Consider the following 25,825-nt stretch of genomic DNA (forward strand, 5'->3'; position numbering starts at 1 on the left):
GGCGCACCAACACCCTCAGATTATTTTCTGGGATGGGTAGTCTGCCAAGCGTACCTTGCAGGCAACCTTATTTCCCGCCCGCCAAAAACAGCTCAACCGCCGACCATCCCGGTAGCGAACTTACCGCCCTGCGCCTGTGCCAACACACCCCGGGTCACGGCATTGCTTGAGGCCTGCGCCCAGAACGTCCCTGTACCCAACCGCTCCACTGCAGAAAGACGGTAATAACGCATCGCCGCTTCCGAGTACGTGAGCTTACCGGTCGCATCGACCCCGGTTGGGTTAAGCCCCAGATAATCATTCACCCCATAAGCGGCCCCGGCCGCCACGGCGGAGACTACGCCGGCCTTCATCCCGGCCTGGAAGGCCTCGTTAAAGGACGCCCCGGCAGAGAGCTGCCCGACCATCGTACTGCCCAGGCCGATCACGCCGGCATTGAGCGTCACCGCCGTGCCGCCGGTTTGACCGAGCGCCGCGCCGATCGCCGTACCGTTGGAGGCGACCGTCAGCGCCACAGCGGTGACCAGCGTCACCGCCTGCGCGATGGCCGGATTGGCATGCTTCTTATACGACTCGTCAAGACGCAGGCGGTTATAGACTTCCTGCGCTTTTGCCTGACCGGCCAGCGGCCGCTTGCCCGGAACCCCACGCCAATAGAGCGTTTGCGGGAAGGCAGGCCGGAAACCTGCGTAAACAGTGGGCTGGCGGGCAGGAGCAGGTCGCCGCCGGAGAGCATTTTCCGACCAACTCCAGATAAATGCAGAGGCGACTGGTCATTATTTCGATAGATTAACTTTTAAATAAGTTATTCAAGGATTGATTAATTTCTTCTCCAGAAATTACTTCATCAGTCTCTTCATAGCCTTCAGGTTTTTCATAGTCATACTCAATATTGAATTTTCCTGTTGGGTATAGCGTAAATGTGAGTCCCCATATGCGCTGCCCCGTGGTGCGTAAAAGATCATCATGAAGAAACATGGCTGCATTACCTTCTGAAAGATTTTCACTAGGCCAGTCAAATGATTTTTATCTTTTATTCTAACCAACAACCAGCTGATGCCAGCTTGTCAAAGATTTGGCATTGGCAAAAAACATTGTCCCATTTACGGGTTTTAATAAAATCAAGTATGTATTGTGCGAACATTTAATATGCTTCTTCTACCGTTTTCATATCAAATCGGAATTTTTTAAGACTGTCCCTGCGGCAGTGGCTGCCAGAGGCCGTCGATCAGCCCTTCGATTGGCTGAAAGCCGGCTTTGTAAGCCATTTTCCGACATTCCTTAATCCAGTAACCGAGGTAGAGATAGGGCAGGCCCAGGGTGGCGCATCGGGTGATTTGCCAGAGGATACTGTAAGTGCCGAAGCTGGCGCCGGCGATGTCGGGGTCGAAAAAGGTATAGACGGAGGAGAGACCGTCGTCGAGACGGTCGATCAGGCTGACGATGCGCAGCGTACCACTTTCCGGCTCGCAGAATTCGATCAGCCGGGTGTCGATATGGCTTTGCAGTATGAATTCGGCGTATTGGTCGGGATCGCTTTGATCCATGCCGCCGCCGGGATGGCGGGCGTGCTGGTAGCGCCGGTAAAGGGCGTAGTGGGTTTCGTTGTAGGTGAGCGGGCGTTCCGTAGCCATCAGCGTGCCGTGCCGTCTAAGGCTGCGTTGCTGGCTGCGGTTAGGGACAAAGCGCTGGACGGGGATGCGTGCCGGCACGCAGGCGCGGCAGCTGGTGCAGTCCGGCCGGTAGGAAAACGGGCCGCTACGCCGGAATCCGTGACGCACGAGCCGGCTATAGAGGGCGCTGTCGATTAGACCGGGCGGAATGGCGACGAGCGAGCGTGCCTGTCGGTCGGGCAGGTAGCTGCAGGGGTAGGTATCCGTCCGGTGAAACTGGAGCAGCGAGAAAGGCAGACGAGCAGCGTCGGGATGTGACATGGCAGCAGGTCAATGCTCAGCGGGGGTGGCGCTTTCCCACGATTGACGGGCGCCGTCGCATGGCCAGCGACCGGCGGGAATATCGAGTGCGCTCAGTTCCCGGATGCGGGCAATGAAGTCGCTGCGCGACATTTCGCGGGCGCCGAGCGAGGTGAGATGCGTCGTTGTCATTTGGCAGTCGATGAGTGCGTCGCCGCGCTGTCGCAGGTAGCGTGCCAGGTGGGCGAGGGCGATCTTGGAGGCATCGGTCGTGCGCGCGAACATGGATTCTCCGTAGAACATGCCGCCGAGGGCAACACCGTATAGGCCGCCCGCCAGTTGTCCGCCGATCCAGGTTTCGACCGAATGGGCATAGCCTAGTGTATGAAGCCGCAGGTAGGCGGTTTGCATTTCGCTGGTAATCCAGGTGCCGTGTTGTCCTTTGCGGGGCATCGTGGCACAGGCGCGGATAACGGCGGCGAAGTCGTAATCCAGCCGGACTTCGTAGCCGCCGCGCCTCAGCCGTTGGCGCAGGGAACGGGATGGCCGGAAAGCCGCCGGGTCGAGTGTCATGCGCGGATCGGGCGACCACCAGAGAATCGGTTCGCCCGGTGAGAACCACGGAAAAATGCCGCGCTGGTAAGCGGCCAGCAGGCGCGCAGGCGAAAGGTCGCCGCCGGCGCAGAGCAGGCCGTTAGGCGTATGTAGCGCAGTTTCACATGGCGGGAAATCATCGCTATTATCATCAAGCCAGGGAATCATTACAGATGACGGAACCAGGGGCGTGCGGGCGTCAGGAAAAAATAAAAGGACGTACAGAACGTCCTTTTCTCATCGGCGGTGAACAGGTGTAAGAGAGTGTCGGGATATTTGATTCTTGACTTGGCGAAAACTTTTTTTGACCGAATCAATAATCAGGTATGCCGTTTAGCGATGTATGTGTATGCCGCTCAGCGTCAGCGCTGGAGGACGCGGCGCGCGCCATTGTAACGCTTGGCCCAGTAGCTTTGGCTCATGTCTTCGACGCGAATTTCCGAGCCGGTACGCGGGGCATGGACGAAATGATTGTCGCCGAGGTAAATGCCGACGTGTGAGAAAGCATGGCGCATCGTGTTGAAAAATACGAGGTCGCCAGGCTTTAGCTCATTGCGCGAGACTTCGTCGCCCACCTGACTCTGCTCTTTGGCGGTGCGCGGCAGGAGTTTACCGAGCGCGTCTTTGAAAACGATCTGGACAAACCCGCTGCAATCAAGTCCGCTATCCGGATTCGTACCGCCAAAGCGGTAATTGATGCCGACGAGTTCCAGCCCTTTCAGAATCAGGTCCTGGGCATTGGTGGTGTAGCGTTCAAGCAGGGAGGGCTCTTCAGCCGGCCACGGTTGCTGTGGGGGGAATGGTTGCTCTGCTGCGGCAGCGTGCCCTGCTACGCCTAAAGTGATCGCAACAGCAAAAAGAAGTTGAAAAAAGGAGTCGGAAAAATTCATGAGGGCGAAATTTAGCTGAAAATCAGCGGACTGTAAACATTTGCGGTCATTTTCTAGATAAATTATTTGAGTAAATGTCACACGCAGCTTTATTTTTGCCGTTTTGATACGTTATAAAATATTTGAGGGGCATTTTTTAAGATAGGCATTTCCTAAAATTGAATGTATATTTTTACTTCTCAATTTTTCTGGAATATTTTTTTATTGTTCTGGAAAGTGATAGGGTAAAAAATGATGGAATCTATAAAAATCAATGAGTTGAGGTGCAGAGAAATAATGTGCAGGAGGGCGTATGAGTAAGTCCGATTCCATTCCGCGCGTCCTGATCGTCGATGAGTCGCGTATGGCACGCACGATGCTCGCACGGCAAATCCGCAATTACTATGCATTTCGCGAAGAAGCGAATGGTGAGCTGGCCTGGCAGGCCTTGCTCGTCGATCCGACGATTCGTGTGGTTGTGTGCTCGCTTTCTATGCCGCTGCTTAATGGCGATGCGCTTTTAGAACGGATGCGTGCTTCGGCGTTATCGCGGCTTGGGCAGATGCCGATATTGCTGGTCGTTGGCGATGATACCGAAGCGGTTGCGCGGGCAAAATCACATGGCGCGACTGAATTTATCGATCGTCAGGCGCTGGCGGATGAGCTGTTGCCACGCCTTGATGCGATCCTTGGGACAACGGCTGAAGATATAGCAGCGCGCGCGACAGACGCTACGACCCAAGGCGAAGACAATACCGAACCGGCAGAAAGTACGGAGAAAACGGCGGAGAAAACGGAAAATATAGAGAATACTGAGAAAGAAAAAGAAGCGCCTGTGCGTACCGAAAAAGCAGATTTGCCAGGCGTGATGTCGAAAATGGCGTTGCTTGCCATGGCAAAACAGGCAATGGGGCGTGCCCGGGCAAATCATGGCCGAATCAGCGCTTTAGTCATGGAATTCGACAATGTCGCCGATTTGCGTGCACAACATGGTGACGCTGTGGTGCAGCAGTTACAGCAGCGTTTCGTGGCTATTCTCAGTGGCCGAGTCCGCGAAAATGATGGACTTGGGCGTTATGTGGGCGATCGGTTGGCGATCATTTCTCCGGATCTTGATGGCACGGATTGTGAAGCATTCAGCAATCGCCTGAGGAAGGCCATCAAAAAAGCCAAAATCAGCACTCACGGTGATCGGCTGAGCCTTTCCGTCAGCATCGGAATCGGTAATTTCCCTGCAGATGGCGTCGCTTCGGCCGAAGCGCTGCTCGAATTGGCTTCACATCGCCTGGAGGAAGCCCAGAAAGCAGGCGGAGATTGTGTGATCGCAGCCGATGTCGACCGGGGAAATACGGAAACGCTGACGATCGAGCAGGCCTTGGCGTTACTCGAGACCGGCAACAAGGATAGAGTGTCGCCGCATTTGCCAGCGCTTGGTTATCGTCTGTTGCCTTTGCTGAAACTGCTTGACCGGGAACTCAAGCTCGGATTATCTTTAGGAGGCGCAGCGGCCAAATTGCAGGCCATGATGCGTACCAGGGGCAACACGCTGAATGCACCCAAAGTCGATACTTAGGGCGACTTTTGAGCGGATATTGCTGGTGTTTCCTGGCGTTTGTACTGTATGTTTGTCGTGTATGACCGGATAGCGTCCATCAGTTAACCGATGCCGTGGAAAACCGACTTTCACGGGCATTTCATTGATTTATGACGGTGTGAGCAGTTATAATTGCCCACTTTTCCACCTTGCCCCACCGTTCGCATGGCGGAGGGCTTTAACCATAAGGAGTTTGCATGCGCCATTATGAGATTGTTTTTATCGTCCACCCGGATCAGAGCGAACAGGTTCCGGCGATGGTCGAACGTTACAAGACACTGGTGACTTCGCAGGGCGGCCAGCTTCATCGCCTGGAAGACTGGGGACGCCGCCAGCTTGCCTATCCTATCCAGAAGCTGCACAAGGCGCACTATGTGCTGATGAATATCGAGTGCAGCGGTGAAACGCTGACCGAGCTTGAACATGGCTTCAAGTTCAATGACGCCATTCTCCGTCATCTGACCATTCGGATGAAGCATGCCGTGACGACGCCTTCGCCGATGATGAAGGAGGAAAAATCCAAGTCGATGTTGGCGGCTCAGGATGCGCCTGCAGCGACGGAGTCTGGCGCTGAGGCACAACCAGAGCAACCGGAAGCACAGCCGGTTGCGGCTGCGGACTGAATTTCGAGGTTCGGCTGAACTGCATCGTACTGACAGGCATCCTGGTCGAACGCCGCAATCTGCGTTTTACGCCGGCAGGGACGCCGGTTGTCGAATGTCTCGTTAAACACGTTTCCGAGCAGGTAGAAGCAGGCGTTCAGCGCCAGGTTGAATGCGAAGTTCCGGCGATTGCCTTGGGAGAATGTGCCAACTGGCTACAGGCTGCGGCGCCCGGAACCGAGCTTCGTCTAACGGGGTTTATCGCCGCAAAAAGCCGACAAAGCAGACAGCTGAGATTGCATATCACCAAAATTGAATTTGTTGAAGGAAAGCAAAATGGCTAGATTCATGAAAAAGAAGGACGATAAGAACGTCAAAAGGCGTGGTGGCGGAGCATTCAAGCGCCGCAAATTCTGCCGCTTTACGGCAGAAAAGGTCGAATTCATCGATTACAAGGATGTCGATCTGTTCAAGGAATACATCGCTGAAAACGCCAAAATCATGCCGGCACGCCTGACCGGCACCAAGACCGGCTATCAGCGTATGCTGTCTGTTGCCATCAAGCGCGCGCGTTTCCTAGCGCTCTTGCCGTACACCGATAACCACCAATAAGCGAGGATAGGACGATGCAGATAATTTTGATGGAAAAGGTCGTCAATCTGGGCAATCTGGGTGACCTCGTCAAAGTCAAGGATGGTTACGCACGTAATTACCTGATTCCGCAGGGCAAGGCCAAGCGGGCGACGCCGACCGCACTGGCCGAATTCGAGGCGCGCCGTGCCGAACTTGAGAAAGCCGCTGCCGACAAGCTGGCCGCCGCCCAGGCGATCGCCGACAAGCTGGAAGGTATTGTATTGACGATTGCACGCAAGGCGAGTGTCGATGGTCGACTGTTTGGTTCCGTGACCAACTACGACGTTGCCGAAGCGCTGCAAGTACAGGGCTTTGAGGTCGAAAAATCAGCGATCCGCATGCCCGAAGGGCCGCTCAAGACGACGGGAGAAACCGCGCTGGAAGTTGCCCTGCATACCGATGTGCTGGCGAACGTCAAGGTGCAGGTGGTTGGTGAGTAACGCGGGGTAAAAAGCACTGGCGGTGGTTTTCTTGTCTTGGAAAATCCTGGAAAATCCTCGCCGGTCTTGCGTGTTGTGGTAAGAAAAGCCTTGTCAGACGGCAGGGCTTTTTTATTTCTGGCCTGTTGACGTTGGCGCAAAAGTCCGGGGATTGGGCGGTTTGGCGGCGGCGAGTCGCGGCGGGATAAACTGGCATATCGTCAAAGTCAAGCAGATGCTTTCTCAAAAAAACGGTGGTGATTCGTGATGGCCAAGCCTACATTTCAGAAACATTCGCCGAATCTGCCGGAAGATCCGGCGCTGGCGCAGCTGCGCGTTCCGCCTCATTCCGTCGAGGCGGAGCAGTCGTTGCTGGGCGGGCTGTTGCTCGACAATACCGCGTTCGACAAAATCGCTGATCGCGTGAGCGAGAGTGATTTTTATCGGGACGAACACCGGCGCATCTATCGCCAGATCTGTAGCCTGCTTGAACGCGGCAAACCGGTTGACGCCGTCACGGTCGCCGAGAGCCTGGATTCGGCGGGTGACGGCGGCGATACGGGAGGGCTTGCCTATCTGGGCGAGCTGGCGGCCAATACGCCTTCGGCGGCCAATATCGTCCGCTATGCCGAAATCGTTCGTGAGCGCGCTATTTTGCGGCAACTGGTGACGGTCGGCGATGAAATTACCGATAGCGCCTTAAATCCGCTCGGCCGCAACCCCAAGCAGTTGCTCGACGAGGCGGAGGCCAAGGTTTTCAATATTGCCGAAACCGGGTTTCGCCACCTGACGGGCTTCCAGCACATCAATCCCTTGCTTTCACAGGTCGTCGAGCGTATTCAGGAGCTGCATGATCGGGACAATCCTTCCGATATCACCGGCGTGCCAAGCGGCTATCATGATCTCGACGCGCGCACTTCCGGCCTGCAGCCCGGCGATCTGCTGATTGTCGCGGGGCGCCCGTCAATGGGAAAAACCTCTTTGGCGCTCAATATCGCCGAGTATGTGGCGATTGAAGTGGGTTTGCCGGTGGCGATATTTTCGATGGAAATGAGCGGCGCGCAGCTGGCGATGCGGATGCTTTCCTCAGTCGGCCGGCTTGATGCGCATAAGGTGCGTACCGGGCGCCTTGATGACGACGAATGGTCCCGTCTGTCTTTTGCCCTGGGTAAGATGCACGAAGCGCCGCTGTTCATCGATGAAGCGGCGGCGCTCAACCCCATTGATCTGCGTGCCCGTGCGCGCCGGCTAAGTCGGCAGTGCGGCAAACTCGGATTGATCGTCATTGATTATTTGCAGCTGATGTCTGCGGCCAGCGGCAGTGGCGAGAATCGGGCGACCGAACTATCCGAAATTTCGCGCTCGCTCAAGAGCTTGGCGAAAGAACTGAATGTGCCGGTCATTGCACTTTCGCAGCTCAACCGATCGCTGGAACAGCGCCCAAACAAACGTCCCGTGATGTCCGATCTGCGTGAATCGGGCGCCATTGAACAGGATGCCGACGTTATTCTGTTCATTTACCGTGATGAGGTGTATCACCCCGACTCGCCGGACAAGGGCAGTGCTGAAGTCATCATCGGCAAGCAGCGTAACGGCCCGATCGGCACGGTACGCCTGGCTTTTCTGGGCGAATATACGCGCTTTGAAAATCTGGCGACGTCCGTCGATTATTGAGCGGTGCGTATCGTGCGTGTTGCCTTCCTTTCCGCGCTTTTGTTGTTTTCTGTGCTTCCGCTGCTTGATCTGCCTCTTCTTTTACGGGTGTGCCGTATTGCCCCCGTAGGCCATGATTGGCACGATGCGCCTTCAGTAAGGGGAAGCGGCCAGGGCGGCACAGATAGCACGGGCAGTGCTGTCCGTATGGGGAGTGTGCGTCCCGTCCTGTTCGGGCGTTGCGCCCACTGCTTATGGTTCGCCCGTTTTTCCTTTTTTGCCTGTTTCGTTCATTTCCCCGGTTGTCCATGAGTGTTGCACTGGCTGAAGTCTTTGCGCCGGATGGCCTGCTGGCGAGACATATTCCCGGCTACCGCCTGCGTCCGCAGCAGCTCGATATGGCCGAACGCATCGCCGCGGCGATTGCTGCCAATGCGGTACTGGTTGCCGAAGCGGGCACGGGGACGGGCAAAACCTTCGCCTACCTGGTGCCGGCGATACGCTCGGGCGGCAAAGTGATCGTCTCGACCGGCACCAAGAACCTCCAGGATCAACTTTTCGCTAAGGATATTCCGATCGTGCGCCAGGCATTGGGCGCGCCGGTACGCGTCGCCTTGCTCAAGGGGCGCGCCAATTATGTCTGCCACTATCACCTTGAACGTGCGCTGGCCGACGGTCGCTTTTTCTCGCGCGCCGATGCTGCGGATGCCCGTCGTATTGTCCGTTTTGCCAAGGTCAGCAAGACCGGCGATAAAAGTGAGTGCGTTGATGTTCCGGAGCATTCGCCGGTTTGGGGCGCGGTGACCTCAACGCGCGATAACTGCCTTGGCCAGGATTGCCCGCATCACAAAGAATGCTTTGTCTTGTCCGCACGGCGCGAGGCGATGGAAGCTGATCTCGTCGTCGTTAATCATCACCTGTTTTTTGCCGATGTAATGCTGCGTGATGAAGGCGTTGCCGAACTGCTGCCGGCCTGCAATACCGTTATTTTCGATGAGGCGCATCAGCTGCCAGAAACCGCCGGTCTCTTTTTCGGCGATAACATTTCGACCGCGCAGGTGCTCGATTTAGCGCGCGACGTGCGCATCGAGGCGCTGGCTTCGGCGCGGGACTGCCTTGATCTGCCCATTCTGTGCGATGCCGCAGAAAAGGCAGCCAGGGATTTGCGCCTGAAGCTGCCCGTTGATCCGGCACGCTTTACGCGCGCTCAGTTGAATGCGCGCGAAGGTTTCGACAACCAGCTTGCTGGCCTAATCGGCAGCGTCGAGACATTGACGGCTTTGCTCGAAACGCAGGCTGAGCGTTCCGAAGGTCTGGCGAACTGCTGGCGGCGCAGCGGCGAGTTGGCCGATGCGTTACATCGCTGGCAGCAGGACGAGGATACTGACGTGGTCTGCTGGGGCGAGACCTATACGCTGTCACTGCAACTGAACTCGACGCCGCTGGTCATTGCCGGCATCATGCAGAAGCAGATGGAAGGGCATCCGCGCGCCTGGATCTTTACCTCGGCGACGTTGGCCGTGCAGCGCGACTTTAGCCATTACTGCGGCGAAATGGGCCTGACCGATACCGAAACGGCGGCCTGGGAAAGCCCGTTCGATTATGCGCGGCAAGCCCTACTGTATGCGCCGCCCGGCCTGCCCGAGCCGAATAGTCACGGCTATGCCGAAGCGGTTGTTCGGGCGGCGTTTCCGGTTGTTCAGGCAAGCGGCGGCCGGGCCTTCTTTTTGTGTACTTCGCTGCGCGCCATGCGCCGTACACGCGAGCTGCTCGAAGAATTTCTGGCGCGCGCCAAATTGAACCTTCCCTTACTGATGCAAGGGGAGGGGAGCAAAAATGAACTGCTGGAACGTTTTCGCCGGCTCGGCAACGCCATCTTGGTGGGCAGCCAGAGCTTTTGGGAAGGCGTGGATGTGCGCGGTGAGGCGCTCTCGCTCGTCGTCATCGACAAGCTGCCATTCGCGCCGCCTGACGATCCCGTGTTGGCCGCGCGCATCGAGCGCATGAAGGCAGCGGGGCGCAATGCCTTCATGGAATACCAGTTGCCGCACGCGGTCATTAACGTTAAGCAGGGCGCTGGCCGGCTGATCCGGGATGAAAAGGATCGCGGCGTGCTGATGATTTGCGACCCGCGCATGTTGACCAAACATTATGGCAAGCGCGTCTGGCGCAGCCTGCCGCCGATGCGGCGCACACGCGATCCCGAAGAGGCGCGGGCATTTTTCGCATCTGATTAAATGGACACGTACAATCCGCCGTCCGCTTACGTGTAAGAACAGACTGACCGGGCGGCGCGTAGAACCGGCTGTTCGCAGTTGAGTCACAACGCAGACAACAAAGGAGATCGCTCATGGATCATGAAGGCAAGGAAACCAAGGTACAGAATCTGAAGCAGATACTTCAATATCAGGCAGGCTCGGTGGTCAGCAAAATGCTGCTTAAGCGCGCCGTCGGCAATGTGACGCTGTTTGCTTTTGACGGTGATGAAGGGTTAAGCGAACACACGGCGCCTTTTGATGCGCTGGTCCTTGGCGTCGAAGGCCGGGCCGAGATTCCGATCGCCGGCGTCAAGCATATCCTGGCCGAGGGCGATGCTTTGCTCATGCCGGCCAATGTTCCGCACGCGGTCAATCCGCAGGGGCAGTTCAAGATGCTGTTGGTCATGATTCGCGGTGAAGCGAAATAGTCCGGGTGGCTGAGCATCGCATCGCTTCTTCTGTCATTCTCATTGCAATCCCCCGAACGGGACATTGAACAGTATGAATCCGGCTATGCCTGACCAGGCACTTGATCGAGAAGTTTTCCCGGATAAAGCCGCATGGCTGAACGAGAACGATCTGCGCGATTCAGCCGATGCGGAAAGTCTGTGCCAGGCGTTGGAAAAATTCACCCTTCCGGCCGGGATGCCGGCTAATCCCAGCCATGCCGGCTATACCGGCATCTCGTGGGAGGCGCTGCGCAAGACGCATCCCCATCTGTTTGCCGCAGTGCCGGTTTATGTCGGCGATGCCGATTGCCGGGCCATGACGCGGCTGATTGAGGCCGTCGAGCGCGTCGTGGCTTTGCCGGGTTGGCGGGCGCGGGCGCTGGCCGATGCGCCCGTCACTGCCCAGCACGTTTCGTCGACGGCCTGCGTATTTTTGGGTTACGACTTTCATCTGGGCAAAGACGGGCCACAGCTGATTGAAATCAATACCAATGCGGGCGGCGGTCTGCTGGGTGCGCGGTTGTTGCGCGCACAGACTGTGGGCAGACAGAATGAGCGTGTCGATGGCGTATTTCCCGGACGCCTGGAAGAGGCGGCCGCAGTTGAAACGGCATTCCTCGCCATGTTCCGCGAAGAATGGCGTCTGGCGCGTGGTGCGGCGCCGCTGACGCGGATTGCGATCGTCGATGACTCACCCGAAAGGCAGTTTCTTTACCCGGAGTTTTTGTTGTTCAAGGCGCTCTTCACTGCTGCCGGTATCGAAACTGTGATTGCAGACCCGCAGGAGTTATCCTTGCGTGCGGGGTGTTTGTGGCGGGATGAACTGCGTATCGACCTTGTGTATAACCGCCTAACCGACTTTGCGCTTGATGAACCTGCACACGCCGTGTTACGCGATGCATGGCTGCGTGATGCGGCTGTGGTGACGCCGCATCCCTACGCACACGCGCTCTATGCCGACAAACGTAATCTGGTGGCGCTGAGCGACGCGGACTGGCTGCGCAGTATTAGCGCGTCTGCTGCCGATGTTGCCGTGTTGCAGGCAAATGTGCCACCGGCGCGCAGGGTGCGGCCGGATGATGCGGATGCTTTTTGGGAAAGCCGGCGGAACTGGTTTTTTAAACCCGCTGCGGGTTATGCCGGGCGGGCAGCGTATCGTGGCGATAAACTGACGCGGCGCGTCTTCTCGCAAATCATGAATGCCGCTTATGTGGCGCAAACCCTGGCACCGCCTGCGGAGCGCCGTATTCAGATTGACGGTCTTGCCCGCAACCTGAAATTCGACTTGCGCAATTTTGTCTATCGCGGGCGCGTCCAGCTTGTCCTGGCGCGGCTCTACCAAGGGCAGACGACCAACTTCCGCACGCCGGGCGGCGGATTCACCGCAACGGTCGTCGTGTAGCCCAGTATCCACGGGCGTTTCAGACGATGCCCCTAACAATGGGGTCAGGCGATAAGTCTTTGCGTTGCCAGTGAAATCAAAGGATTGTTCTGCCGCCTTGCATAGAAAATGGATTTCATTGTTTTTCTGGCGGAGGTTCGGCAGCAGCGTTATTGAGCGCTCATGAGGCTATAACGCCGCAGTCGGGTGGGAGAGGTGGTCAATCGGCAGGTGCGGGGTGAGAGAATTTGCCACAAGCAGGAAGGGAAATTTCCTCCGGTGGGCTGAGAGACTGCTTGCGGTAAATCCGCACGTTTGAGGTGAAAAAATGCTTGCTTCGAAGCTTTCTAGCAAGATTGTTTGGGGCGTTGCGCCTTAACGGCAGCACCAGAACTCGGCCAGCACCGAATTCCGGAAGAGTGCTGAAAATTTATGCTGTGGCGCCATGTTTATTCAAGTAAAACGGCGATTTCAATCAGCGGACTACAACGACTTGATGACACCGTGATGCATGGGTTTATCGGGCAACACCGGCGCTTGTGTGAATTCGCTTCGTTGTTTTACCGGCGTGCTCGCTGAAACTATTGAAAGCGGCATGGAGCAACGGCCAGCCATAGGCAAAGATACCACTGAGCACCAGCAGCGGCGCCGAGACAGTAGCGACACCGGCAATCAACGCGGCAATGGCTGCCGCAGAAGCGAGAAGACGGCTTTTCGCGAGGCTGGAAACCAATTTCGACGTTGTTTGGCCGGTAAGGTGATTCGTGTTCATACAACTACCTTTTATTCCTTTCAGATGACGATCAACAATATCAACAACAGTGATTAACAAGACAATTCACGACATTTTCAGCAACGCTGGCAATGCAATGTATGCTGTGTTTCACAATATGAAATATCGTATCACTTCACGGAACGCAGTATAGCGCAAGTTGTGTTAAGGGTGTTTTGCTTATATATCTCTTTTGTATCAGACATGTACCGAATCTGAGACATGGCGCAAAACGCGAAATATTTCCTGTTTGCGTGCCCGATTTTGTGCAGCACTGCTTCTGCATTGGTCTGGGGTGGGGGTATTTCGGACGCGTCACCGATCAGAGCGGCGTCTAGGAATAGCTTTATCGTTGTATATGAGGGTGCTGTTGGTGGTACCATCATGCCGTTGCACGTGAGGCGGATTGGGCGGGGATAATGCCCGATAGGCGGGGGCGGGCGGAAAGCCTGCTGCCGCAGCGCATCCCGTCTTTACCACGGGATAGAGCAAGGTGGCGCCGCAGTTATCCCGTCGTGTGTTGCGTTGGGGGTTATCGCTATGTGGTGCGATATTTGCGGAAACTAGTGTTCCTTGCGGAAGAAGCGTCGGGACAATGCATCAACGGAAATGGCGATCACCACCACTGCGCCGCTGACGCCGCTTTGCCAGTAGGTGTTGATGCCGATCAGAACGATGATGTTCTCGATCACATTGACAATGGCCGAACCGATGATTGCGCCGATGGGGCCGCCGACGCCGCCCGTGGTTGAAACGCCGCCAATGACCGAGGCAGCGATCGAAGGCAGCACCCAGTTTTCGCCGATTGAAGGCTGCGCGGTCCCCATGCGGGCGACCATCAGAATACCGGCAAGTGCGGCGAGCAGGCCGGCGCAGGTGAATACCGCCAGGCGCACGCGATTGACGCGGATGCCGAGAATTTGTGCAGCCGCCGTGTTGTTGCCGATGGCGTACATATAACGTCCGAAAGGCGTACGCGCCATGATAAAAGCGACAATGCCCATGCAGACAAACATGATCAGCGTCGGCAGCGGCAAGGCTTCGCAGAGCTTGAGCAGGGGCGGTATTTTTTCGACGGCGCCTTGCAGCAGGGCCGGCAACAGATCGTAAAGATTGGCCTGTCCGAGAAAATGGATGCTTTCCGGGATGCCAGTGATCGCTGCGCCCTTGGTGAAGCCAAGCTTAAAGGCAAGATAGACGCCGCTCATGCCGATGGTCAGTACCAGCGAATGCAGGCCGAGGCCGGTAACGAGCAGGCCATTGACCAGCCCGCAGGCCGCGCCGGCAAGCAGCGTGAGTGGGATCGCCAGCGCCGGATGCATGCCCCAATGCACCATGGCGATGCCGCCGATGACGGCGGCCAGGCCGCTGATCATGCCGAGCGAGAGGTCAAGTTCACCGAGCACCATGAGCATTGTCTGCGCCAGGGTGATGAGGCCTACAAATGCCAGTGCGCGGGCGATGATTGACAGGTTATAGGCGTCGAGGAAGGCGCTGGACAGCAGGCTGGAGACAAGGCAGATGATGGCCAGCGCGGCGAGCACGCCGCTCAGCGGCTGGCTCATCAATCGGCGCAGTCGGCCGGCGTGTTCGTTCTCAGGAGAGATTTCGGCCGTTTTTTCCTGAGTTGTGCTGTCATTCATGAGTTTTTTCTCCGGCGCCGAGAATCGCGGCGACCAATTGTTGGTTGCTGGTGGCGGCCGTTGGGAATTCGCCGTTGACGGTGCCGTGATACATCGTCAGGATGCGGCTAGCGCATTTGCGCAGCTCGTCCATGTCCGACGAAACGAGGATGATCCCGACGCCTTCCTCGGCCAAGCGTTGCATTAGGCGATAAATTTCCGCCTTCGTCTTGACGTCGATGCCCTTGGTCGGTTCATCGAAAATCAGGATCGTCGGCTGGCCGCTCATTGCCCGACCGATGATGACCTTCTGCTGATTACCGCCGGATAAATACATGATCTGCTTGTCGATCGATGCAGTTTTAACCTCGTAATCGGCGACCAGGCGTTCAACGGCCGTGCGTTCTTTGTTTCGTGAAATGACGCCGAGCGCGTTGAGCGTTCGATCAAAAATCGAAACGCCGACGTTTTCGCGCACACCGAGCAGCGGCAAAATACCGTGCAGGCGGCGTTCCTCGGAAAGATAAAGCACGCCGTGGCGCGTCGAGAAATGGGTATCTCCAAGCTTCCAGGGACGGCCGTTGACATGAACCGAGCCACCGCTTGCTTTCAGGTAGCCAAAAATGGTTTGCATCAGTTCGGAGCGGCCAGCGCCGACCAGCCCGGCAAAGCCAAGGATCTCATGGCGGCGCAGCGAGAAGGAAACATCGCGGAAACGGTATCCGCTCAGCCGATCGACTACGAGCAGCGTCTCGCCAGCGGCATGGCATGGCTGAAAATGGCGGTCGATCTCGATTTCTTCGCCCGACATCAGACGGATCAGACCGCGCACGTCGAGATCCGCCAGTGGCCGGGTGGCGACGAGCTCGCCATTGCGTAACACGGTGACGACATCGCCAAGCGCGAAGATTTCCTCCATTTTGTGCGAAATGAATACGACCGCATGCCCGCGTTCACGCAACTGGCGAATGATGCCGAACAGGCGCTCGGTTTCGCGGATGGTGAGCGAAGAAGTCGGTTCGTCAAGAATGATCGTCTTGAAATGCCTGCGTGTCGAGGCGCGCGCAATTTGCAGGAGCTGTCGGTCGGCGACAGGAATGTTTTTGACGAGATCCTCCGGTTCGACATGAATCTCGAAACGTTCGATGTATTCGCGCGCTGCCATATTAAGCATCGCCCGATCGATGACATAACGCGCCGTGCCTGATTTGTCGAAGGGCATGAACAGGTTTTCTGCCACCGTCATGTGTTCGAACAGGCTCAGTTCCTGTGGCACATAGGCAATCCGGTCGAACAGTCCAGGCCGGGTGGTTGGGTCTTCGCCGTCGATGCGCAAGCTGCCTGAGCTGGGCGCATACGCGCCGGTCAGAATCTTGACCAGTGTTGATTTTCCGGCGCCGTTCTCGCCGGCAAGGATATGTACTTGCCCGGCCTCGATGTTCAGGCTGACATCGTTCAGGGCAATGACGCCGGGAAAGCGGCGGCTGATATTGCGGGCTTCGATCAGCGGCATAGCAGGCGTACGGAAAGGAAAAACAACGGAGTAAAAAGGCGCTCGTAAAAGAAGTGTTGGTGCCGGAAAGCAGGGCGCCAAAAACCAGAAACAGAGCGCCGTGAATCGGGCGGCCGGTATGCAGCACAAAACCGCGCCGCCAAAGCGGCAGCGCGGCGTGTGGTGCGCTTACTTGTACGTCGTCAGGTTGTTCTTGGTAATGACGACGGTGCCGGTATCAATGTATTTCGGCGTCTTCATACCGAGTGTGTTTTGCCAGAGTGCGATGACTGACCAGTAACCTTGCATGTCGGGCCGGCTGGCGGATGACGAATCGGCGACGCCATCTTTGACCAGTTGCACCATTTCGGGCAGGTCATCCAGTCCGACGAGAATGACTTTGCCAGCCTTGCCGGCTTCCTTAATGGCTTGTCCAACGCCAATCGGCCCGGCGGCATCGCAGGCGACCCAGCCTTTCAGGTTCGGGTTGGCCTGCATGATCGCAGCCGCCTGTTTTTGTGCCGTTTCGATGTCGTCATTGTCGATGCCGTGGGCGACGACCTTGATCCCCGGATATTTAGCAAAGGTCTTTTCGTGGCACTCGGCGCGGATCGCATGGTTGGGCGCGGTCGGCACGCCCTTCATAATGGCGACTTCACCTTTGCCGCCAAGCAGCTTGGCCAGGCGTTCAGCAGCAATGTTGGCCTGCTCGCAGAAATCGGCGCCGATACTGGTCAGGTTCATGCCTTCCGGCGGCACCGAGTCGAATACGCCGACCGGAATCTTGCGTTTCAGCGCTTCTTGCAGCACGGCGCGGTTGCCTTTGCCGTCAAGCAGGTCGACGATGATGCCGTCCGGCTTGGTCGCGATGGCGCGCTCAAGAATCTGGTTCTGTTCAACGACATCGGCTTTCTGCGGCGCCTGGTAATCGATGACGACCTTCGCCCCGGTTTGCGCCTGGATCATCTGGGCGGCCTTCTTGGCACCTTCATTGACGGCGTCGAACCACGGGTGGACGACCTTGGGCACGACGACGAAGCGGTAACTGTCTTTTTTCTGCTGCGCCTGGGCGACAGCAGGCAGCAGAGCGGCGGAAAGAAGTAATGGAAGCAACAGCTTTTTCATGTCGGTTCTCCTGGATTGACACTATGAGTCGGACGGGCAAAAAATCAGACACGATGTTGCGCATGCATCATAGCATCCCCAGATTTTATGCGGTACCTGTGTTGTTCTGGCATGGCTTCCGGGGCGCTTCCCGGTGTGAAGAAAACTATCGCCAGGCTGGCGGCGGTGAGGGTGGATGCCTTGAAAATCGCCAGTTTGTCCCTATTTTTAGGGAAAACAGATTGCATATGCAGTCCGCGAAAGATTGATATTTATCCAAGGAGGTCGTGATATGCGACTTGAAAAACTGACGACGAAATTCCAGCAGGCGCTGGCTGATGCGCAAAGCCTGGCGCTTGGCCACGACAACCAATTTATTGAGCCGCAGCATGTGCTGTTGGCGCTGTTGCAACAGGACGATGGTTCATCCGCTTCCTTGCTAGCGCAGGCGGGCGTGAATGTGCAGGCGCTGAAGTCGGCGCTTGAACAGGCCGTTAAACGGCTGCCCAGAGTGGAAGGCATCGGCGGCGAAGTGCAGATTGGCCGCGAACTGACCAATCTGTTGAATCTGACCGATAAAGAAGCCCAAAAGCGCGGCGACCACTTTATCGCCAGCGAATTGTTTTTGCTCGCCTTGACCGAGGACAAGGGCGAAACGGGCCGGCTGACCAAACAGCATGGTTTGCAGCGCAAGGCGTTGGAAGCGGCGATTGCCGCAGTCCGTGGCGGGCAGGGCGTTGATTCGCAGGAAGCCGAAGGTCAGCGCGAATCGCTGAAAAAATACACGATCGACCTCACCGAGCGGGCGCGTCAGGGCAAGCTCGACCCAGTGATTGGTCGTGATGATGAAATCCGCCGCGCCATCCAGATTCTCCAGCGGCGTACCAAAAATAACCCGGTACTGATCGGCGAGCCGGGCGTCGGCAAGACGGCGATTGTCGAGGGGCTGGCGCAGCGCATCGTCAACGACGAAGTGCCCGAAACGCTCAAGGGCAAGAAGGTGTTGTCTCTCGATATGGCGGCACTGTTGGCGGGGGCGAAGTATCGCGGCGAATTCGAAGAACGCCTCAAGGCGGTGCTTAAAGAGATCGCTCAGGATGAAGGGCGCATCATCGTTTTTATCGACGAAATCCATACGATGGTCGGCGCCGGCAAGGCAGAAGGCGCCATGGACGCGGGCAACATGCTCAAGCCGGCGCTGGCGCGTGGTGAGCTGCATTGCGTCGGGGCGACGACGCTTGATGAATACCGTAAGTACATCGAGAAGGATGCGGCCCTGGAGCGCCGCTTCCAGAAAGTGATGGTTGACGAACCGAGCGTGGAATCGACCATCGCCATTCTGCGCGGCTTGCAGGAAAAATATGAACTGCATCACGGCGTCGAAATCACCGACCCGGCGATTGTGGCGGCAGCGGAACTCTCGCACCGCTACATTACCGACCGTTTTCTGCCGGACAAGGCCATCGACCTGATTGACGAGGCGGCTTCGCGCATCAAGATGGAGATCGACTCCAAGCCGGAAGTTATGGATAAGCTCGATCGGCGCATGATTCAGCTCAAAATCGAACGCGAGGCCGTGCGCAAAGAGACGGACGAAGCTTCACAGAAGCGCCTGCATCTGATTGAAGACGAGCTGGCCCGGTTGCAGCACGAATACAACGACCTGGATGAAGTGTGGAAAGCCGAAAAAGCGCAGGTGCAGGGCAGTGCGCACATCAAGGAAGAAATCGACCGGCTCAAGGCGCAGATGGCCGAGTTTCAGCGCAAAGGACAATATGAAAAACTCGCCGAGTTGCAGTACGGCCGCTTGCCGCAGCTAGAAGCGCAGCTCAAGGCGGCGGAAAAATCGACTACGGGCGAGGTAAAAAATAAGCTGTTGCGCACGCAGGTCGGCGTCGAGGAAATTGCCGAAGTGGTCTCGCGTGCGACAGGAATCCCCGTCAGCAAAATGATGGAGGGAGAGCGCGACAAACTGCTTAATATGGAAGAGAAACTGCATCAGCGCGTCGTCGGCCAGGATGAGGCCGTGCGCCTGGTTGCCGATGCTATCCGCCGTTCGCGTGCGGGGCTTGCCGACCCGAACAAACCTTATGGATCTTTCCTTTTCCTGGGGCCGACGGGCGTTGGTAAAACCGAACTGTGCAAGGCGCTGGCCGCTTTCCTGTTTGATTCCGAGGAACATCTGATCCGCATCGACATGAGCGAATTTATGGAAAAGCATTCGGTCGCCCGCCTGATCGGCGCGCCGCCCGGCTATGTGGGTTACGAAGAAGGCGGCTATCTGACCGAAGCGGTGCGCAGAAAACCTTATAGTGTGATTCTGCTCGATGAAGTCGAAAAAGCGCATCCGGATGTATTCAACGTGCTCTTGCAGGTGCTCGACGATGGGCGCATGACCGACGGGCAAGGACGCACCGTGGATTTCAAGAATACGGTGATCGTCATGACCTCCAACCTGGGATCGCAGATGATCCAGCAGATGGCGGGGAGTCCCTATGCAGCGGTGAAGGCGGCGGTGATGGACGAAGTGAAAACGTATTTCCGTCCGGAATTCATCAACCGTATTGATGAGGTGGTTGTTTTCCATGCGCTCGATGAAAAGAACATCCAGTCGATTGCGCGGATTCAGCTCGGGTATCTGGAAAAACGTCTGGCGCAGCTCGACATGAAGCTCGTTGTCGAAGACAGCGCTTTATCCGAAGTGGCTCGCGCCGGCTTCGATCCCGTTTTTGGCGCCCGTCCGCTCAAGCGCGCGATTCAGGCGGAAATCGAAAATCCGCTGGCCAAAGCGATTCTGGAAGGCCGCTTCGCTGTCAAGGATACGATCCGCGTGTCGTACAGGGACGGTGAAATGCGCTTCGAGAAAGCCTGAGTAACTGCGGTTTATGTTTTTTGATGCCCTGAAGCCATTATAAATAAAGGGCTTCGGGGCGATTTATGTTTTCTTCCCTTTTTGTTGCAAATAAAAACGCCCCGTTGCAGAAAACGACGGGGCGTTTTGTCAGGCGGAGCCAGACTGCTTTAAGCAGTTTTAGTCTGCCTTGAAGAAGGCTTCGGTTTTCGCCTTATCCCAGCCGAAAAATTCCTTGAGGATTTCTTCTGTATGCTGACCGAGCAGCGGCGCCGGCGTTTTGACTGCACCTGGTGTGCCCGACATTTTGACTGGTATGCCCGCCATTTTGAGATGGCCGGCCACGGGATGCTCCTGTTCGACCATCATGCCGCGCGCCTTAATGTGCGGGTCGTTGACGATCTTGTCGACGGTATTGATCGGCGCGCAGGGCAATTCGGCCTTTTCGAGCAGTTCCAGCCATTCGGCGATGGTCTTTTTGCTAAAGATGTCGTTCAGGATGTCGGTCAGCTCCTTGACATTGGCGGTACGCTTGCCGTTGTTTTCGAAACGCGCATCCTTGACCAGTTCAGGACGTTCGAGGATGTTGCAAAGCTTTTCCCAAAGCCGGTCATTGCCGGCGCCGACGATGATGTGACCGTCCTTGGCGGTGAATGAAGCAAATGGCGTAATCGACGGGTGACGGTTGCCGAGCGGGACGGGCACGTTGCCCGAGGTCGTGTAACGAGCGATGGCATTTTCGAGAATAGCGAGCTGGCAGTCGAGCATGCCGACGTCGACTTCCTGGCCTTCTCCCGTCCGTTCGCGGTGGAAGAGGGCGAGCATGACGCCATAGGCCGTAAACATCCCGGCGACGATATCACCGACCGAAGCGCCCACGCGCGTTGGTTCGCCATTCTCCGGCCCCGTGATGCTCATGATGCCGCCCATCGCCTGCACGATGATGTCGTAGGCCGGCTTGAGCATGTAAGGACCGCTGTGGCCGAAGCCGGAACAGGAGGCATACACGATTTTGGGATTGATTTTTTTCAGTTCCGCGTAACCAATGCCGAACTTTTCCATCGTTCCCGGCCGATAGTTTTCGAGCACGACATCCGCCTGTTTGACCATTTCGCGGAACAGATCGACTTCCTTGGCGCGCTTGAAGTTGAGCGTAATCGAACGCTTATTGCGGTTCAGGCTCATGAAGTAGGCGCTTTCCTTGCCGATGAACGGGCCGAAAGCGCGCGAATCATCGCCGACGCCGGGCGGTTCGATCTTGATGATATCCGCGCCGAAATCGGCCAGCATCATCGAACAGTACGGGCCCGCCAGAACGCGAGTCAGATCAAGTACCTTGATTCCTTGTAATGCGTTCATTGTTTTCTCCTTGGTGAGTTGAAGAAAGGGTGCTGCAAGAAAAGCGGTATTTCGTGCATGCCTGAGGTTTCGACGGGCAAATCCTCATTCATGATTTTGAGCAGATTGTATACCTATAAATAATTTTTTGTATACAAAATTGTATAGTGTTGAATACATTGTGAATCTGCATTACTATCGGGCGCAGCCTTCGTCATTTAGTCATTCACCATAGAATCATGACCCGCAACATCACATCATCGAAAATTTCAGAAACCTTGAAGCAGGCGCTGGAAGAGCGAATCGTTACCGGCGCCTATCCGCCCGGCGCGCGGCTCGACGAAACGGAGATCGCCAACGAATTTTCCGTCTCGAGAACGCCGGTTCGGGAAGCGCTGATCCATTTGGCCTCGTCGCGGCTGGTGGTCAATCGCCCGCGGCGCGGTGCTGTGGTGGCGGAAGCTTCGCCGCAGCGCCTGTACGAAATGTTCGAAGTCATGGCCGAGCTGGAGTCCGTGAGCGTCAGGCTTGCTGCGCGGCGGCACAACGATACGGACCTGGAGCGGATCGGCGAGGCGCATGCGGCATGCGAGGAAGCGCTGGAATCCGGTGATCTCGAAATGTATTACCAGGCCAACGAACGCTTTCATCTGGCTATCTACACGGCCAGTCACAATGGTTTTCTGTATGAAGAAACCTCAAACATGCAATGCCGGCTCGCCGTCTATCGCCGTCTGCAACTGCGCAGCCAAGGCCGGCTGAAAGATTCGTGCAATGAACACCAGGGGATTCTCGACGCCATCGTCGCCGGTGACGGGGAAAACGCGGCCAGTCTCGCCTATGCGCATGTGATCGTTCAAGGTGAAACGTTCTCCGACCTGATTGCTTCGCTGACAGCGATGCGTCACTACTAAAATGCTGGAGTTGCATACTGGCTTTCTTCGTGTTTCTTTGCTTTGTATAGGTGCCTATCATGACGATGAACAGAATCATCAACGATGCAAATCTTGTGGTCGAGGATATGCTCAAAGGCTGGCAGGCGGCGCATGCCGATACTGTGACTGGCGTCGATAACCCGCGCGTCATCAAGCGGATACAGGCGCCCGAAGCCGGCAAGGTCGGCATCGTTACGGGCGGCGGTTCAGGGCACGAGCCGGCGTTTCTCGGCTATGTCGGCGACGGCATGGTGGATGCCGTCGCGATCGGCGAGATTTTTTCTTCCCCGACCGCCAAAAGTTTTCTTGACGCCATGCGCGCCGCCAATGGTGGTGCGGGCGTGGCCTGCCTTTACGGGAACTACGCCGGCGATAACATGAATGTGAAGATGGCGATGGCCATGGCCGAACGCGAGGGCATCACGGTCAGGACGGTCGTTGCCAACGACGACGTGCCTTCTGCTGCGAAAGGCGATGAAGCCAAGCGGCGCGGCGTTGCCGGTGAGATTCTGATGTGGAAAGCGGGGGCGGCCAAGGCGGCGCAGGGCGGGTCGCTCGACGAAGTGATCGCCGTTGCGCAGAAGGCCATCGATAATACGCGCAGCATAGGTATTGGCCTGTCGGCCTGCGTGATTCCGGCTGTTGGGCATGCCAACTTCACCATTGAGCACGGCAAGATGGAGGTCGGAATTGGTCATCACGGCGAGCCGGGCATCGATGTGCGCAACACGGTGAGCGCCGCTGAAATGGCCGATTTGATGCTGGACACCATTCTGCCCGATTTGCCGTTCCGCTCCGGCGACCGTGTCGCCGTGCTGGTTTCCGGACTGGGCGCCACGCCGATCATGGAGCTTTACATTTTGTACGGCGAAATCGCCCAGCGTCTGGCGGCCAGAAATATCGTCGTGGCGTTCAACAAAGTCGGCAATCTGTTTACCTCGCTGGAAATGATGGGCGTCACACTGACCGTGATGAAGCTCGATGATGAGCTGGAATTCTGCCTGAAAGCGCCCTGCCGCTCGGTCGGCCTTACGGTGGCCGGCGAGCTGCCTGCCCGGCGCATCGATGGAACTTCTGGCGGCACGGTTGCTGGCGTGACCGGAAGCGGCATGACAACTTGCAGCGCAAAACCCGCCGTGATGCCGCGGACGATTTCGGCGCCGAGCATCGACCTGAACACTGCGGGGGATGTCGTGCGCGACCTGATTGTGACGATCAATGCAAACTGCGCCCATCTGTCGGAGATCGACGGCCTCATTGGCGATGGCGACCATGGCATCAACATGAGCAAAGGTTTTACCGGGTGCGGCGCACGCCTGGATGCCCTGGGGGGGGCGGCTGAAAATTTGCCGAAGGCATTCGAGCAGCTCTCGCAGGCATTGATGGACGACATTGGCGGCTCCATGGGACCGTTATACGGAAGCTTCTTCCTGGGGTTTGTCACTGCGCTGGAACCGTACCCCCGCATGGATGCCGCGCTGTTTGGCGAGGCATTGGCGACGGCTGTGGCAAACGTTCAGCGCATGGGCAATGCCAGCGTGGGAGATAAAACGCTGATCGATACGATGGTGCCGGCGCTCGATGCGTACCGTGCAGCGCTGGCGAAGGGCGGGTCGTTCGCAGAGGCGCTTGGCGCAATGAGCACTGCGGCAGAAGCAGGGCGGGATTCGACGAAAAACATGCAGGCACGGGTTGGCAGGTCAGCCCGTCTGGGCGCGCGATCGATCGGCGTGCTTGATGCTGGCGCAACGTCCTGCTGCCTGATTCTGCAATCAATCAGCGTTTCCTTGCAGCGGCATTTAAAAGCGCAGGGTTAGGATTAGGCGTAGCAAGCGTTAGGTATCCGTCGATATTTTTTCAGGCGCTACAGCGTGCCTGTCTTACTTGCGCCTGTCTCACGCGTGCCTGTTTCGCCCGTGCACGCGTCGTCCGCATCCGCCTCGCCTGGGGCCATTGGTCGGGTTTGTCTGGGGCGTTTTCATGAGTCACAGCGGGCGGATATGCTGCCGGTGACGGGCCTTGTTGCGCTTCCACCGTCTTTTCTTCTATCCGCAGGTTGCCGGTTCGATCGTGCCGTGTGCCTTTGCAATGCACGGTCGATGCCGGCAGGCAGGGGATTGGTAGGATTGGAGGTATTGCGCCGCCGCTATTCGCGCACCGCATCTCTGGACTGGCGCAACGCTTCGGCGAGCTGAAAGACCGACATGGCGTAAAAACTCGACCGGTTGTAGCGCGTAATGACGTAGAAGTTATCAAAGCCGACCCAGTATTCCGTCGGCCAGTCCGGCGCGACCAGATCGATCAGGGCGACGGGCCACTCGGCCAGATCGGCCTGTTTCTCGGCGGCGTGCGGGTCCGTTTCCAGCAGCGTGACGCCCTGCCGTGCCAGTTCGCCGAGCGCTTGTGCGGGCTTGATGCCGGCCGCGATCAAAGGCGCCGGATCGCCGTCGACACGGGCGGGTAGCGCCACGGGCGCGTTGCTTTGCCAGCCGTGCCGGTTGAGATAACTGGCGACGCTGCCGATGGCATCGGCCGTGCTGTGGCGCAATTCGATGCGCCCGTCCCCGTCAAAATCAACGGCAAAACGGCGCAGGCTGCCCGGCATGAATTGCGGGATGCCGATGGCGCCCGCGTAAGAGCCGCGATAGTCGGTAGGCAAGGCCCCGTTTTCCCGAGCCATGAGCAGCAGCGCTTCCAGCTCACTGCGGAAGAATGGCGCGCGCGGCGGATATTCAAAAGCCAGCGTGGAGAGCGCCTCCAGGACGGAAAAATTGCCCATATTGCGCCCGTATTCGGTTTCGACGCCAATGATGGCGACGATGATTTCGGGCGGTACGCCGTAAACGGCCTCGGCGCGGGCGAGCGTTGCCTCGTGCATGCGCCAGAAATCGAGCCCGCCGGCGATGCGCCGTTCGTTGAGAAAGCGTGCGCGGTAACGCTGCCAGGAACGCTGTTGCTCGGGGACGGCGGCCGGACGAATCGCTTTCAGGACAACGGCGTTGCTATAAACGGTGGAAAAGTACTGCATCAGTTCATTTGCATCGAAACCGTGCCGCTCCTGCATTTCCTGGATGAACTCGCCCACGGCGGGCATTTCGCTGAATGGCGGTGTTTGTGGCGTGGGCGCTGGAGTCGTTCGATTTGCCGTCTTCACCCGATGGGCGCGCAGGGTGTTGGCGGCCACCTTGGTCGCGTGTTTTTTGACCGTTTTCGGCACTGTTTTCCCTGATGCGTTCGGTACCTGACCGAGCGCGGTACTCGGCAGCCATAGCCCCGCCGAACTCAATAGTGTCGTGAACAGGGCGGCTGGCAGAAAGCGGCAAGGCGGATTATTTCTCGTCTTCAA

At 57.2% G+C, this 25,825-nt stretch carries 23 protein-coding genes; 12 read left to right on the plus strand and 11 right to left on the minus strand.

What is annotated here, in order from left to right:
* Window positions 1–92: 92 nt before the first annotated feature.
* The 5 genes from ABCS64_RS03090 to ABCS64_RS03110 form a co-directional block, all read right to left on the minus strand.
* The gene (locus ABCS64_RS03090; protein ID WP_418890461.1) at window positions 93–533 is read right to left on the minus strand and encodes a hypothetical protein; all 441 of its coding nucleotides are present in this window, start codon (window positions 531–533) and stop codon (window positions 93–95) included.
* A gap of 256 nt (window positions 534–789) precedes the next feature.
* Window positions 790–978, minus strand: a complete 189-nt coding sequence (locus ABCS64_RS03095; RefSeq protein ID WP_418890462.1) for an antitoxin YezG family protein — start codon at window positions 976–978, stop codon at window positions 790–792.
* A gap of 209 nt (window positions 979–1,187) precedes the next feature.
* Window positions 1,188–1,934, minus strand: a complete 747-nt coding sequence (locus tag ABCS64_RS03100; protein WP_418890463.1) for an arginyltransferase — start codon at window positions 1,932–1,934, stop codon at window positions 1,188–1,190.
* A gap of 9 nt (window positions 1,935–1,943) precedes the next feature.
* Window positions 1,944–2,675, minus strand: a complete 732-nt coding sequence (gene aat / locus ABCS64_RS03105) for a leucyl/phenylalanyl-tRNA--protein transferase (RefSeq protein ID WP_418890464.1) — start codon at window positions 2,673–2,675, stop codon at window positions 1,944–1,946.
* A 194-nt stretch (window positions 2,676–2,869) separates the two neighbouring features.
* Complete coding sequence (locus tag ABCS64_RS03110) at window positions 2,870–3,397, minus strand: C40 family peptidase (protein ID WP_418890465.1); 528 nt, start codon at window positions 3,395–3,397, stop codon at window positions 2,870–2,872.
* Between the two features lie 292 nt (window positions 3,398–3,689).
* On the opposite strand from ABCS64_RS03110, the gene ABCS64_RS03115 reads away from it, so the two are divergent.
* The 9 genes from ABCS64_RS03115 to ABCS64_RS03155 all read left to right on the plus strand — a co-directional run bounded on the left by ABCS64_RS03115 (window position 3,690) and on the right by ABCS64_RS03155 (window position 12,386).
* Window positions 3,690–4,949 carry a GGDEF domain-containing response regulator gene (locus tag ABCS64_RS03115; RefSeq protein WP_418890466.1) on the plus strand — a complete coding sequence of 420 codons (1,260 nt, stop codon included), beginning with the start codon at window positions 3,690–3,692 and terminating at the stop codon, window positions 4,947–4,949.
* A gap of 218 nt (window positions 4,950–5,167) precedes the next feature.
* Window positions 5,168–5,593 (plus strand): 30S ribosomal protein S6, encoded by a 426-nt coding sequence (rpsF, locus tag ABCS64_RS03120; RefSeq protein ID WP_418890467.1) that lies wholly within the window; start codon window positions 5,168–5,170, stop codon window positions 5,591–5,593.
* A gap of 29 nt (window positions 5,594–5,622) precedes the next feature.
* On the plus strand, window positions 5,623–5,916 hold the full coding sequence (gene priB, locus ABCS64_RS03125; RefSeq protein ID WP_418891861.1) for a primosomal replication protein N: 294 nt from the start codon (window positions 5,623–5,625) through the stop codon (window positions 5,914–5,916).
* Window positions 5,909–6,184 carry a 30S ribosomal protein S18 gene (rpsR, locus tag ABCS64_RS03130; protein ID WP_418890468.1) on the plus strand — a complete coding sequence of 92 codons (276 nt, stop codon included), beginning with the start codon at window positions 5,909–5,911 and terminating at the stop codon, window positions 6,182–6,184. The genes priB and rpsR overlap by 8 nt, the downstream gene beginning before the upstream one ends.
* A gap of 14 nt (window positions 6,185–6,198) precedes the next feature.
* Complete coding sequence (gene rplI, locus ABCS64_RS03135; protein ID WP_418890469.1) at window positions 6,199–6,645, plus strand: 50S ribosomal protein L9; 447 nt, start codon at window positions 6,199–6,201, stop codon at window positions 6,643–6,645.
* A gap of 246 nt (window positions 6,646–6,891) precedes the next feature.
* Complete coding sequence (gene dnaB / locus ABCS64_RS03140; protein ID WP_418890470.1) at window positions 6,892–8,298, plus strand: replicative DNA helicase; 1,407 nt, start codon at window positions 6,892–6,894, stop codon at window positions 8,296–8,298.
* A 287-nt stretch (window positions 8,299–8,585) separates the two neighbouring features.
* Window positions 8,586–10,514 (plus strand): DNA repair helicase YoaA, encoded by a 1,929-nt coding sequence (locus tag ABCS64_RS03145; RefSeq protein ID WP_418890471.1) that lies wholly within the window; start codon window positions 8,586–8,588, stop codon window positions 10,512–10,514.
* A gap of 113 nt (window positions 10,515–10,627) precedes the next feature.
* Window positions 10,628–10,963, plus strand: a complete 336-nt coding sequence (locus ABCS64_RS03150) for a cupin domain-containing protein (protein ID WP_418890472.1) — start codon at window positions 10,628–10,630, stop codon at window positions 10,961–10,963.
* 85 nt (window positions 10,964–11,048) lie between these two features.
* Window positions 11,049–12,386, plus strand: coding sequence for a hypothetical protein (locus ABCS64_RS03155; RefSeq protein ID WP_418890473.1), 1,338 nt, complete (start codon window positions 11,049–11,051; stop codon window positions 12,384–12,386).
* A gap of 496 nt (window positions 12,387–12,882) precedes the next feature.
* Here the strand turns inward: ABCS64_RS03155 and ABCS64_RS03160 are convergent, their stop codons facing one another.
* The 4 genes from ABCS64_RS03160 to ABCS64_RS03175 all read right to left on the minus strand — a co-directional run bounded on the left by ABCS64_RS03160 (window position 12,883) and on the right by ABCS64_RS03175 (window position 17,376).
* Complete coding sequence (locus ABCS64_RS03160; protein WP_418890474.1) at window positions 12,883–13,197, minus strand: hypothetical protein; 315 nt, start codon at window positions 13,195–13,197, stop codon at window positions 12,883–12,885.
* Window positions 13,198–13,700: 503 nt separating this feature from the next.
* Entirely contained in the window at window positions 13,701–14,780 is a 1,080-nt protein-coding gene (locus tag ABCS64_RS03165; protein ID WP_418890475.1) for an ABC transporter permease, read from the minus strand.
* Window positions 14,773–16,272 carry a sugar ABC transporter ATP-binding protein gene (locus tag ABCS64_RS03170; RefSeq protein WP_418890476.1) on the minus strand — a complete coding sequence of 500 codons (1,500 nt, stop codon included), beginning with the start codon at window positions 16,270–16,272 and terminating at the stop codon, window positions 14,773–14,775. The genes ABCS64_RS03165 and ABCS64_RS03170 overlap by 8 nt, the downstream gene beginning before the upstream one ends.
* Before the next feature lie 168 nt (window positions 16,273–16,440).
* The gene (locus tag ABCS64_RS03175) at window positions 16,441–17,376 is read right to left on the minus strand and encodes a substrate-binding domain-containing protein (RefSeq protein ID WP_418890477.1); all 936 of its coding nucleotides are present in this window, start codon (window positions 17,374–17,376) and stop codon (window positions 16,441–16,443) included.
* A 271-nt stretch (window positions 17,377–17,647) separates the two neighbouring features.
* Between ABCS64_RS03175 and clpB the strand changes: the two genes are divergently transcribed.
* Window positions 17,648–20,227: an ATP-dependent chaperone ClpB gene (gene clpB, locus ABCS64_RS03180; RefSeq protein WP_418890478.1), complete on the plus strand. Its 2,580-nt coding sequence runs from the start codon at window positions 17,648–17,650 to the stop codon at window positions 20,225–20,227.
* A 159-nt stretch (window positions 20,228–20,386) separates the two neighbouring features.
* On the opposite strand, the gene ABCS64_RS03185 is transcribed toward clpB, so the two are convergent.
* On the minus strand, window positions 20,387–21,565 hold the full coding sequence (locus ABCS64_RS03185) for a CaiB/BaiF CoA transferase family protein (protein WP_418890479.1): 1,179 nt from the start codon (window positions 21,563–21,565) through the stop codon (window positions 20,387–20,389).
* Window positions 21,566–21,783: 218 nt separating this feature from the next.
* Here ABCS64_RS03185 and ABCS64_RS03190 point away from each other — a divergent pair, with 218 nt between their 5' ends.
* Together ABCS64_RS03190 and dhaL are read left to right on the plus strand one after the other, a co-directional pair.
* Window positions 21,784–22,458 (plus strand): GntR family transcriptional regulator, encoded by a 675-nt coding sequence (locus ABCS64_RS03190; protein ID WP_418890480.1) that lies wholly within the window; start codon window positions 21,784–21,786, stop codon window positions 22,456–22,458.
* 59 nt (window positions 22,459–22,517) lie between these two features.
* Window positions 22,518–24,296, plus strand: coding sequence for a dihydroxyacetone kinase subunit DhaL (dhaL, locus tag ABCS64_RS03195; RefSeq protein ID WP_418890481.1), 1,779 nt, complete (start codon window positions 22,518–22,520; stop codon window positions 24,294–24,296).
* A gap of 329 nt (window positions 24,297–24,625) precedes the next feature.
* Here the strand turns inward: dhaL and mltB are convergent, their stop codons facing one another.
* Window positions 24,626–25,825 (minus strand): lytic murein transglycosylase B, encoded by a 1,200-nt coding sequence (gene mltB / locus ABCS64_RS03200; RefSeq protein WP_418890482.1) that lies wholly within the window; start codon window positions 25,823–25,825, stop codon window positions 24,626–24,628.

It is taken from the genome of Dentiradicibacter hellwigii (assembly GCF_041770905.1).
Classification (GTDB): Bacteria; Pseudomonadota; Gammaproteobacteria; order Burkholderiales; family Rhodocyclaceae; genus Propionivibrio; species Propionivibrio hellwigii.

Coding starts and splice junctions, on each gene's coding strand:
- ABCS64_RS03095 (WP_418890462.1), bottom strand. CDS start 978: ATGTTTCTTCATGATGATCTTTTACGCACCACGGGGCAGCGCATATGG.
- ABCS64_RS03100 (WP_418890463.1), bottom strand. CDS start 1,934: ATGTCACATCCCGACGCTGCTCGTCTGCCTTTCTCGCTGCTCCAGTTT.
- aat (WP_418890464.1), bottom strand. CDS start 2,675: ATGATTCCCTGGCTTGATGATAATAGCGATGATTTCCCGCCATGTGAA.
- ABCS64_RS03110 (WP_418890465.1), bottom strand. CDS start 3,397: ATGAATTTTTCCGACTCCTTTTTTCAACTTCTTTTTGCTGTTGCGATC.
- ABCS64_RS03115 (WP_418890466.1), top strand. CDS start 3,690: ATGAGTAAGTCCGATTCCATTCCGCGCGTCCTGATCGTCGATGAGTCG.
- rpsF (WP_418890467.1), top strand. CDS start 5,168: ATGCGCCATTATGAGATTGTTTTTATCGTCCACCCGGATCAGAGCGAA.
- rpsR (WP_418890468.1), top strand. CDS start 5,909: ATGGCTAGATTCATGAAAAAGAAGGACGATAAGAACGTCAAAAGGCGT.
- rplI (WP_418890469.1), top strand. CDS start 6,199: ATGCAGATAATTTTGATGGAAAAGGTCGTCAATCTGGGCAATCTGGGT.
- dnaB (WP_418890470.1), top strand. CDS start 6,892: ATGGCCAAGCCTACATTTCAGAAACATTCGCCGAATCTGCCGGAAGAT.
- ABCS64_RS03145 (WP_418890471.1), top strand. CDS start 8,586: ATGAGTGTTGCACTGGCTGAAGTCTTTGCGCCGGATGGCCTGCTGGCG.
- ABCS64_RS03150 (WP_418890472.1), top strand. CDS start 10,628: ATGGATCATGAAGGCAAGGAAACCAAGGTACAGAATCTGAAGCAGATA.
- ABCS64_RS03155 (WP_418890473.1), top strand. CDS start 11,049: ATGCCTGACCAGGCACTTGATCGAGAAGTTTTCCCGGATAAAGCCGCA.
- ABCS64_RS03165 (WP_418890475.1), bottom strand. CDS start 14,780: ATGAATGACAGCACAACTCAGGAAAAAACGGCCGAAATCTCTCCTGAG.
- ABCS64_RS03170 (WP_418890476.1), bottom strand. CDS start 16,272: ATGCCGCTGATCGAAGCCCGCAATATCAGCCGCCGCTTTCCCGGCGTC.
- ABCS64_RS03175 (WP_418890477.1), bottom strand. CDS start 17,376: ATGAAAAAGCTGTTGCTTCCATTACTTCTTTCCGCCGCTCTGCTGCCT.
- clpB (WP_418890478.1), top strand. CDS start 17,648: ATGCGACTTGAAAAACTGACGACGAAATTCCAGCAGGCGCTGGCTGAT.
- ABCS64_RS03185 (WP_418890479.1), bottom strand. CDS start 21,565: ATGAACGCATTACAAGGAATCAAGGTACTTGATCTGACTCGCGTTCTG.
- ABCS64_RS03190 (WP_418890480.1), top strand. CDS start 21,784: ATGACCCGCAACATCACATCATCGAAAATTTCAGAAACCTTGAAGCAG.
- dhaL (WP_418890481.1), top strand. CDS start 22,518: ATGACGATGAACAGAATCATCAACGATGCAAATCTTGTGGTCGAGGAT.